Origin of the sequence: Meiothermus rufus DSM 22234 (assembly GCF_000423425.1) — a bacterium.
GTDB classification, from domain to species: domain Bacteria; phylum Deinococcota; class Deinococci; order Deinococcales; family Thermaceae; genus Meiothermus; species Meiothermus rufus.
Genome location: NZ_AUHY01000086.1, coordinates 1 through 8,338, shown reverse-complemented (window position 1 = coordinate 8,338; position 8,338 = coordinate 1). Strand labels below are relative to the sequence as shown.

8 protein-coding genes and 2 pseudogenes are annotated in these 8,338 nt (G+C 60.7%); 4 read left to right on the top strand and 6 right to left on the bottom strand.

Annotated features, from left to right (window positions below):
- A pseudogene (locus tag G552_RS16400) lies at nucleotides 1–165 on the bottom strand (IS701 family transposase); the annotation flags it as partial.
- Between the two features lie 54 nt (nucleotides 166–219).
- Nucleotides 220–528: pseudogene (locus tag G552_RS15495) on the bottom strand (helix-turn-helix domain-containing protein); the annotation flags it as partial.
- Between the two features lie 200 nt (nucleotides 529–728).
- Between G552_RS15495 and G552_RS0112700 the strand changes: the two are divergent.
- Genes G552_RS0112700 through G552_RS0112685 form a run of 4 tightly spaced genes read left to right on the top strand, consistent with a single transcriptional unit; the run spans nucleotide 729 to nucleotide 4,536 of the window.
- Nucleotides 729–1,868 (top strand): ABC transporter ATP-binding protein, encoded by a 1,140-nt coding sequence (locus G552_RS0112700; RefSeq protein WP_027883364.1) that lies wholly within the window; start codon nucleotides 729–731, stop codon nucleotides 1,866–1,868.
- A complete protein-coding gene (locus G552_RS0112695; RefSeq protein ID WP_027883363.1) occupies nucleotides 1,861–2,724 on the top strand; it encodes an ABC transporter permease in 864 nt (287 codons plus the stop codon). The genes G552_RS0112700 and G552_RS0112695 overlap by 8 nt, the downstream gene beginning before the upstream one ends.
- Complete coding sequence (locus G552_RS0112690; protein ID WP_027883362.1) at nucleotides 2,721–3,500, top strand: ABC transporter permease; 780 nt, start codon at nucleotides 2,721–2,723, stop codon at nucleotides 3,498–3,500. Before G552_RS0112695 ends, G552_RS0112690 begins: the two co-directional genes overlap by 4 nt.
- A 10-nt stretch (nucleotides 3,501–3,510) precedes the next feature.
- A complete protein-coding gene (locus G552_RS0112685) occupies nucleotides 3,511–4,536 on the top strand; it encodes a polyamine ABC transporter substrate-binding protein (RefSeq protein ID WP_027883361.1) in 1,026 nt (341 codons plus the stop codon).
- A 4-nt stretch (nucleotides 4,537–4,540) separates the two neighbouring features.
- Here the strand turns inward: G552_RS0112685 and G552_RS0112680 are convergent, their stop codons facing one another.
- The 4 genes from G552_RS0112680 to G552_RS15490 all read right to left on the bottom strand — a co-directional run.
- Complete coding sequence (locus G552_RS0112680; RefSeq protein ID WP_027883360.1) at nucleotides 4,541–5,341, bottom strand: SDR family NAD(P)-dependent oxidoreductase; 801 nt, start codon at nucleotides 5,339–5,341, stop codon at nucleotides 4,541–4,543.
- A 43-nt stretch (nucleotides 5,342–5,384) separates the two neighbouring features.
- Nucleotides 5,385–5,843 (bottom strand): hypothetical protein, encoded by a 459-nt coding sequence (locus G552_RS0112675; protein WP_051195808.1) that lies wholly within the window; start codon nucleotides 5,841–5,843, stop codon nucleotides 5,385–5,387.
- Complete coding sequence (locus G552_RS0112670; RefSeq protein WP_027883358.1) at nucleotides 5,836–7,956, bottom strand: ATP-dependent helicase; 2,121 nt, start codon at nucleotides 7,954–7,956, stop codon at nucleotides 5,836–5,838. Before G552_RS0112670 ends, G552_RS0112675 begins: the two co-directional genes overlap by 8 nt.
- Before the next feature lie 55 nt (nucleotides 7,957–8,011).
- Nucleotides 8,012–8,338 (bottom strand): integrase core domain-containing protein (locus G552_RS15490; protein ID WP_036270757.1); only part of this gene is annotated, 327 nt, incomplete at its 5' end.

The window sequence follows — 8,338 nt, the reverse complement described above, 5'->3', positions numbered from 1 at the left end:
AAAGGCATCATGGGCGGGAGGGCTCTTCTCCTTTGGACTACAGCGAGCGGCCTCGGTACAGGTGAAGACCCGCTGAGCGGCGATGAGAAAGTGGATGTAGTCCAGGTCATCGCACTTCGGTGGGTTCATGGGCATCACCCCCTTTGGAGAAGCTTGGCTAAGCACTCTCCTCCTAGCACACAGAAGAATGTCCAGTCAACTGCAACTGCGTAACTCCTATATTCTAATGAGCAGCCCTGGGGTCCAGTGGACCTTTGCGCGCAGGTGCTTAGGGCGGCGGGAGCGGGGTTTGAGTCCGGCCAGGCCCTTTTCTTTTAGGGCTTTTTTCCAGCGGTGGTAGGTGGCCCGGCTGATCCCGACCAGGTCCTGGATCTCCTTCCAGCTCTTTTTACTTTCACGCAGGGCTTTGACCAGTCGGAGCTTGCGCAGACGTTCCTTGACCTCTGGGTCGCCTGCTTTGGCCTCGGCCAGCCTCTGTGCTTGTCTAGCGCCTTGCCATATCTCTCGGCCAACGGTGGTAAACTGCACCTGGGGAACCTCCTTTCTTGGTTGGTTCCCCTCTTTTTATCCCAGCTTAGAGTCTCACATGTGTTTGTCCCGGTTCAAGGGGTTGTGGCCAACTCAACCGAAGCGTCCAAAGCAGCTTTGGCCAGCTTTGTCTGGGTGGGCGGCTTTGCTGTATCGAGTGCCAGTTGCCCTATAGCGGGGCAAACCGTACACTCTGCCCTGTGGAGCCTACCTTGTTCCGTAGCCGGCGGGAACGGAAGCTGGGGGAGAATGTGGCAGTGCGCCTCGAGGGGGTTAGCAAGCGCTTTGGTGATCAGGTCGCGGTGGACAATATCACCTTGGAGATTCGCGACGGTGAGTTTTTCAGCCTGTTGGGCCCCTCGGGTTGCGGCAAAACCACCCTGTTGCGCATGATTGCCGGCTTCGATACCCCCGATACAGGCCGCATCCTGATTGGTGGAGAGGACATGACCGGTGTGCCCCCCTACCGCCGTCCAGTCAACACCGTATTCCAGAACTACGCCCTATTCCCTCACATGACCGTAGAGCAGAACATCGCCTTCGGCCTACGCATGAAGCGGATGGCCAAGAGTGAGATTGCAGAGCGGGTGGCCTGGGCCCTTGAACTGGTCAACCTGCTGGGCTTCGAAAAGCGCCGCCCCGAGCAAATGTCCGGTGGCCAGCGCCAACGCGTCGCCCTGGCCCGGGCCCTGGTCAATGAACCAGAGGTGTTGCTCCTGGACGAGCCCCTCTCGGCCCTCGACCTCAAACTGCGCCAGGAGCTGCGGGTAGAGCTGATGAACCTACAAGAGCGGCTGGGCATTACCTTTATCTTCGTGACCCACGACCAGGAAGAGGCCCTGGTGATGTCCGACCGCGTAGCCGTGATGAACAAAGGGCGCATCGAACAGCTCGGGCCCACTGAGGAAATCTACGAGCTGCCCCGAACGGCCTTTGTGGCCAAGTTCATCGGCGATACCAACCTGATTCCAGCAGTAGCCCTCGAGCCACGCCGGGTAGAAACCTCACTAGGAGCGTTCGTGCTCGACGAGGAGGATGCCCTTACACCGGGCCAGAAGGTGCTGCTCTCCATCCGGCCAGAAAAAATTCGCCTGTTTCGGGAAAAGCCCAGCCTACCCAATGTTTTCCGGGCTAGGGTAGACGACATCATCTACACCGGCTCGGAAAATCAGTACATCTTGTTGGCCGATGGCCAGCGCCTGCTTTGTGAAACGCTCAACCACGACATCCAGGAACCTGGCCACGAGGAATTCGACTACGACGAGGAGGTCTGGGTAGCCCTTACCCCGGAAAAGCTCGTGGTCATCCAGGAGGGCCTGGAGGAAATCCCCCATGCGTGAGGCCACCACCCCCAAGGAAAGGCTACGGCAGATACTCCTTTTGGTGGGGCCAGGGGCGCTGTGGCTGTTGCTGTTCGTGCTGGTACCCACCCTCATCATGCTGGTGGCTTCGCTGATGAGCCGGGGCAGCCTGGGCCAGCTCGTGCCCCCCTTTGGCCTGCACAACTACCTGCGCTTCTTCACCGACCCGTTGTACATCGAAATCATCGCCCGCAGCCTGTGGATCGGGCTGTGGGCCACGGTCTTTGTGGTGCTTTTAGGCTACCCGCTGGCTTTTTACATCGCCCAAAGCCGCTATAAAGAGGTTTTGCTGCTGTTGGTGGTGATCCCCTTTTTCACCAATTTCCTGATTCGGGTTTACGCCTGGATTGTGGTGTTTCAGCGGGAAGGGCTAATCAATGCCTTCATCACGGCATTCGGCCTTCCCCCTGCCGACCTGCTGCCCTCCACCTTGGCGGTGTACGTGGCCACGGTGTACACCTACCTGCCTTTCTTCGTCCTGCCGCTGTACGCCACCGTCGAGCGCATAGACTGGCGTCAGCTCGAGGCCGCCTACGACCTGGGAGCCAGGCCCCTGCGAGCTTTTTGGGAGGCTATTTTTCCCCAAACCATCCCTGGGCTGTTTGCCGGTTTTTTGCTGGTCTTCATTCCAGCGGTGGGAACCTTCGTGATCGCTGACCTGCTGGGCGGGGGCAAGATTACCCTGGTGGGCAACCTGATCCAACTCCAGTTCGGCTCAGCCCAGAACTGGGCCTTTGGCAGCGCAGTCAGCATGGTACTGATGGGCTTGGTGCTCTTTGGCCTGTGGCTTTATGCTCGTACCCAAGGGGAGAAAGGGCTGGACAAACTGGTATGAAGCGGCTGCTCTCCTTGTACGCCTGGCTGGTGTTCGCCTTTTTGTACCTGCCCATCCTGGTCATTGTGGCCCTTTCCTTCAATCAAAGCCGCTTTGGGGTGCGCTTCACCGGTTTCACCTTCGACTGGTACATACGATTGTTCAACAACGAGCGCATTCTGGAGTACCTCACCAACACCCTAATTGTGGCGGTGGTCTCCACGGTGGTTTCCACCATTCTGGGTACCCTGCTGGCCGTCGGCCTGGTGCGCTTCCAGTTCCGCTGGCAAGAAGCTTTGCGCTACTTGCTATACGTTCCGGTGGTGGTGCCAGACGTAGTGATGGGCATCTCGCTTTTGCTTCTGTTCGATGTGGTGCGCGATGCCATCGGCTGGCCCCAGCTCTCGCTTTTCACCATCATCCTGGCCCATATCAGCTTTCAGATTGCCTACGTAACCCTGGTGGTGCGGGCTCGACTAATGCTGCTCGACCCCGCCCTGGAGGAAGCCGCCAAGGACCTGGGCGCCACCCCCTGGCAGACCTTCCGCGAGGTAACCCTGCCGTTGATCATGCCGGGTGTGATGGCTGGCGCCCTGTTGGCTTTTAGCCTATCGCTAGACGATTTTGTGGTGACCTTCTTCACCGCAGGGCCCGGCTCCACCACCCTGCCGCTTTACATTTACTCCTCGGTAAAGCTGGGGGTAAGCCCGGAGATTCACGCCCTATCCAGCTTGATGGTGGGGCTTACAATCTTGATTCTGCTTCTTGGGACACTGTTCTGGAGAAAACGGGTTTAGGAGGCTTGAAATGAACCGAGTCTGGATACTGATGGTGCTGGCCTTGTTGGTTGCGAGCTGCGGGCAGCAGCAAAAGCAGCTGCGTCTGCTCAATTGGTCGGACTATATGCCCCGCGAGGTGCTGGCTGAGTTTGAAAAGCGCGAGGGCATCAAGGTAGTTGAGGATACCTACGACTCCCCCGAGGCCATGCTCTCCAAGCTACAGGCCGGAGGCGACCGGGAGTTCGATGTGCTCATCACCCCCGACTACACCGTGGGCCAGCTCGCCCGGGCAGGCAGCCTACTCGAGCTCGATAAGACCAAAATCCCCAACCTAAAGAACCTGGACCCCCAGTTCACCGACCCCGCCTACGACCCTGGAAGCCGCTACAGCGTGGCCTACCAGTGGGGCACCACGGGCTTGGCCTACCGCGAGGATTTGGTGAGCGGACCCGTGGAAAGCTGGAGCGTACTCTTCGACCCAGCCCAACAGGTAGGGCGGTTTTTGCTCCTCGACGAGATGCGGGAGATGATCGGTGCTGCACTCAAGTACAAGGGCCTATCGGTCAACACCACCGACCCAGACAGGCTGGCCGAGGTGCAGGCCCTTTTGCTCGAGGCCAAGCGCCGCTCGCAGGGCTTCGCTGGGGGCACCAGCATCCGTGACCGCTTAATTGGAGGCGATATTGCCGTAGCTCCAGCCTACTCTGGCGACATCCTGGCGGCCCAGGCAGAGAACCCCAACCTCAAGTACGTGATTCCCAAAGAAGGGGCCACCCTCTGGGCCGATACCCTGGTGATTTTGCAGAAAAGCCCCAACCACGAGCTGGCCTACAAGTTCATCAACTTCCTGCTCGAGCCCGAGATCGCCGCCCAAATTTCCAACGCCATCGGCTATGCCACCCCCGTGGCCGCAGCCATGGAACTCATCGAGGAGAAGGACAACCCACTGGTCTACCCCACCGAAGAGAAGCGGGCCCGCCTCGAGCTTTTGGCTGACCTAGGCGAGCAAACCGAGGTATTCAACCAGGTCTGGGCCGAGGTAAAGTCGCGCTAGCCAACTAGCGACGGAGCAAAGAGCGCATCCGCTGCTGAATAAGCCGGGTGGCCCGCTCCGGGCTCAGGCGGTAGAGGAGGTCCATCAAGCGAGCATCGGGGCCTACCAGCACCCGGAAACGATCTTTCTCCATACCGTTTAGAATTTCCCGCGCGGCCTGCTCGGGAGGGACGGGTTTGATGGAGCTTTCCTGTCCCTCGGGGCGGGCGATCTCCACCCCTGAGTGGGCCGCAATTCCCGTGGCCACCGCGCCGGGAAAAACCACTGTGACCCGCACCTTGGTCTGCAAGAGCTCGGCATACAGCCCCTCGGTGAAGAGTTTTACGGCAGCCTTGGCGGCCCCGTAGAGGGTTTGTCCGGGTACAGGAAGAAAGCCCCCCATACTGGAAACGTTGACGATGTGCGCCTCGGGCCGGGCCAACAGGTGGGGCAGGAAAGCCTTGGTCATGTAGAGGGTGCCATAGAAGTTGACCCGCATAACCCGCTCGATGGTCCTGTAGTCCAGCTGAACCACCGGGACAAAGGGCTGGATAATGCCGGCGTTGTTGATCAGGCCGTCCACCGCCTTGTGGTGGTCGATGACTTGCTGGGGCAGGGCCGACACCGCCTCGAGGTCGGCAATATCTAGCTGGTGCAAGGAGAGCCTCTCCCCGGCCTGGAGCAGGCGGGCGGTCTCTTCCAGGGCGGCCCGGTTCAAGTCTACCGCAGCCACGCGGGCTCCTCGGCCCAGCAGCCCCCGAACCAGCTCGCGCCCAATCCCGCTGCCTCCACCGGTAACCACAAAGACCCTTCCATGGGCTTTCATGTTGTTAGCTTAGCCCACGGAAGCAGGACAGATATACCCGGGCTCAAAACCCCTCGACGATAAAGCCTACCGTAAAGCGCTGGAAGCTTTGGGAACCCACTGCCTGGCTCACCTCGAGGTACGGACGGTAGCCCCGTTGGGGGAATTGTAGCCCCGCTGAAAAAATAGCGTAGAAACTATCGCCAAAGCGCAACCTGAGTTCGTTCTGGGCGGTATAGCCCGTAATGCCCACCCCCAGCCCCGCCGCCAGGTAGGGACGCAGCAGCAGGAAAAAGGGCAGGGGGTAGACCACCTCACCGCTGAGGTACAGCCCAGCCGGCGAGCCCAAGACCAACTGGGCGCGAAAATCCACCGGGTAGCCATCCAGGTAAAGCCCTAGGTGGCCCATAAAATTGCCGTTAGGGCCATTGCGCACGGAAAAACCCAGATCGGCCCCGCTGGCCGAAGCCATCCCCAGGACCACTACCCCAGCCCAAAGCAAAGCGCGCGTCGCCTTAGCCATCCAATCGCTCCAGCCCGGCAAACTTCACCGCCAGCTTCTTCAGACCCAGACCAGGAAACATCACCGTCACCTCACCCCCCATAGCGGCCACTACCGTACCGCTGCCGAATTTGGGATGCCGCACCCGCTCCCCCCCTTTGAACTCGGCCAGATGGGTGCGGGGCTTGGTCTCGAGGCGGCCTGCCGGCACCGGCACGGGCGCATCGCCAAAGGCCCCCACCTCCTTTAGAAGCCCCGGGGGAATCTCCTCCAAAAAGCGGCTGGGACGGGTGTACTCACGCTTGCCGTAGGTTTCACGCTCCTCGGCGTAGGAAAGGTAAAGGCGATCCTGGGCGCGGGTGAGGCCCACGTAGAACAGGCGGCGCTCCTCCTCGAGGTCCTCCAGGCGGCCCAGGCTGTTGCGGTGAGGCAGCAGATTCTCCTCTAGGCCCACCAGGAATACGGTGGGGAACTCGAGGCCCTTGGCATTGTGCAAGGTCATAAGGGTCACCGCCTCAGCGGGGGCGGCGCTTTGCGGCTCCTCGGCCTTGGCCGTCAGGGCCACCGCGTCCAGAAAGTCGGAGAGGCTGCCGCCCTCCTCTTCCTCCCAGTCGCGGGCTGCCCGCAGCAGCTCCTCCACGTTTTGCAGGCGCTCTTCGCCATCTGGTTCCTGGCGCAAAGCCTCGCGGAAACCGGTCTCCTCCAGCACCCGCTGGAAAAAGTCGCGGGGGCCGGTTTCGAAAGCTGCTTCCATCAGGGCCTCGAGCAGTTCGACCAAAGCCTGGACGGGCTGGGGCCGGTTGAGCACCTGCTCGGCAGCGCGAAAGGCCTGGTAGAGAGTACAGCCCGTCTGTTGGGCATACGCCACCAGCCGGGCCACCGTGGCCGGCCCGATGCCCCGGGGCGGGGTGTTGACAATGCGCCGCAGGTTGAGGGTATCGGCAGGGTTTACCGCCACCCGGGCGTAGGCCAGTAGGTCCTTAACCTCGCGCCGTTCAAAAAAGCCCACCGCCCCTACCAGCCGCACCGGCACCTGAGCCCGCCGCAGGTGCTCCTCCAGCAGACGGGACTGGGCGTTGGTACGGTAGAGCACCGCGATCTCTTGGTAGCGGCCCAGGCGCTGGATTTCCCGAGCCACAAAGGCGGCCTCCTCACGGGCATTGGGGGCACGGTACAGGCGCACCGGCTCGCCACCGGGTTTGGTCGGGCGCAGCACCTTCTCCAGCCGCAGGGCGTTTTTCTCGATCACTGCGTTGGCTACCTGCAAAATGGCACTGCTGGAACGGTAGTTTTCCTCCAGTCGGATGACCTTAGCCCCCGGGTAGTCTTTGGTGAAATCGAGGATGTTGTGGATATCGGCGCTGCGAAAACCATAGATGCTTTGGTCGGGGTCGCCCACCACCATCAGGTTAGGCCGTTCCCCGGCCAGAAGCCGGGTCAGCCGGTATTGCACCGGGTTGGTGTCCTGGTACTCGTCCACATGGATGAAGCGAGCTCGCTGCTGCACTTTGGCCAGTATCGCCGGGTGTGCTTCAAAAAGCTCGATAGCTAGCAGCAAAAGGTCGTTGAAGTCCACCCCTCCTTGCAGACGCAAGTTGCGCTGGTAGCGTTGGAAGACCTCGAGGGCTGCTTCCTTGGGGATGCCGCCGATGAAATCGGGGGCCTCGCGGGCATAGGCTGCCACACTTTGACCCCGGTTTTTGATCCGGTCGATCATGGCTCTAAACGGGCCGGGTTTGGCCTCGAGGCCTAGCTCTTTGAGAATTTCCTTCAGCAAGGTGTTTTGATCGTCGTCGTCGTAAATAACAAACCCCGGCTTCAGGCCCACGTATTCGCCATAGGCCCGCAGGATGCGCACTGCCGCAGCGTGGAAGGTAGAGACCCAGAGATCCTTTGCCGCACGCCCCACCATGCGCTCGAGGCGTTCTTTCATCTCGCCGGCGGCCTTATTGGTAAAGGTCACCGCCAAAATCTCGGTAGGGTAAACCCGGCGCTCGCGCAGCAAATAGGCGATGCGGTGCACCACGGTACGGGTCTTACCCGAACCAGCCCCGGCAACCACCAACGCTGGGCCTTCAAAGTGCAGCACCGCTTCCCGTTGGGAGGGGTTGAGGGAGGAAAGGAGGTCGGACATACGGCCTTTCGCAGTCTAACACTGGGCTAGGCGCTATGCGAGGGATTGTAATCGGTCAACACATGTGAGACTGGGGAACCGACTCCTCCTGCATCTTAGCTAAATACTCCAAGGGAGCAAGACCCCCCAGGGCCATGTGAGGCCTTCGGCGGTTGTAGTGGTCCAGGTAGGCATCCAGCTCTGCCTGTAGCTCGCTGAGCCGGGGGGGCAGAGGCCGGGTATAGAGCTCCTCCCTAAAGGTCCGTTGCACCCGCTCCACGTGACCATTGAGTTTAGGACTCCTCGGCGGCAGCACAAACAAGGCAATCCCCAGAGCACAGCAGGCCTCCTCAAACTCGGCCATGAACTCGCTGCCCCCATCCACCTGGATGGCCCGGATGGG

Bases quoted from the DNA above. Each gene is read 5' to 3' on its own strand.
- G552_RS0112695 (WP_027883363.1), top strand. From the start codon at position 1,861: ATGCGTGAGGCCACCACCCCCAAGGAAAGGCTACGGCAGATACTCCTT.
- G552_RS0112690 (WP_027883362.1), top strand. From the start codon at position 2,721: ATGAAGCGGCTGCTCTCCTTGTACGCCTGGCTGGTGTTCGCCTTTTTG.
- G552_RS0112685 (WP_027883361.1), top strand. From the start codon at position 3,511: ATGAACCGAGTCTGGATACTGATGGTGCTGGCCTTGTTGGTTGCGAGC.
- G552_RS0112680 (WP_027883360.1), bottom strand. From the start codon at position 5,341: ATGAAAGCCCATGGAAGGGTCTTTGTGGTTACCGGTGGAGGCAGCGGG.
- G552_RS0112675 (WP_051195808.1), bottom strand. From the start codon at position 5,843: ATGGCTAAGGCGACGCGCGCTTTGCTTTGGGCTGGGGTAGTGGTCCTG.
- G552_RS0112670 (WP_027883358.1), bottom strand. From the start codon at position 7,956: ATGTCCGACCTCCTTTCCTCCCTCAACCCCTCCCAACGGGAAGCGGTG.